Raw genomic sequence first — 700 nt, 5'->3', positions numbered from 1 at the left:
AAATCTTTATATGGAAACGTATTTTTTGAATTTCCAAATTTTTCCAATAACTTTTCCGTTTTACCCATATTTTAGCCCTACTCAGTTACGACTAAGTATAGTCCCCTGAAATTAAAAAATGCAACTGAATTTAGTTGCATTTCATATAACAACCATTATGTTAAATGGAATATAAAAAACAGTTGACATAAATACATTGTGTGTAATTATATTGCACACAATGTATTTATTTAAAGGTAATCAAAATGAGTAATCTTTATTCTACCCAGGTTAAAGCAATCGGTGGACGTTCAGGAAATATTCGTAGTGAAGATGGTATCTTAGAACTAAAATTGGCTTTGCCAAAAGAATTAGGTGGTAAAGGTGATGCAACGAATCCTGAACAATTATTTGCAGCTGGCTATGCTGCATGCTTTGGAAATGCAGTGATCCATGTAACTCGTAGCAATAAAGAATATAAAATCCGTGATAACGATGTAGAGGTCCTGAGTACTGTTGGAATGGTTGCTAATGGCAATGGTGGATTTGCCTTGACAGTACACTTAGATGTCACGCTTTCAGGTATTTCACAAGCTGATGCAGAGAAAATCGTGGAACAAACGCATCAAGTATGTCCTTATTCCAATGCTATTCGAGGTAATATACAGGTGTCTACCACTGTCTATACCAAATAAAAAGCTATGTCCAAGAATCAGCTTTG

1 protein-coding gene is annotated in these 700 nt (G+C 34.7%); it reads left to right on the top strand.

The genetic code is table 11. The features are described from left to right. Positions 1-245: 245 nt before the first annotated feature. A complete protein-coding gene (locus tag ACE01T_RS17535; protein ID WP_004786455.1) occupies positions 246-674 on the top strand; it encodes an organic hydroperoxide resistance protein in 429 nt (142 codons plus the stop codon). The last annotated feature ends 26 nt before the right edge of the window (positions 675-700 follow it).

Source organism: Acinetobacter uliginosus (assembly GCF_044130295.1).
Taxonomy (GTDB): domain Bacteria; phylum Pseudomonadota; class Gammaproteobacteria; order Pseudomonadales; family Moraxellaceae; genus Acinetobacter.
The sequence above is the reverse complement of the archived record's forward strand: the minus strand, read 5'-3'. Positions and strand labels throughout refer to the sequence as shown.

Excerpts from the sequence above, each read along its gene's own strand:
- ACE01T_RS17535 (WP_004786455.1), top strand. The coding sequence starts at position 246 with ATGAGTAATCTTTATTCTACCCAGGTTAAAGCAATCGGTGGACGTTCA.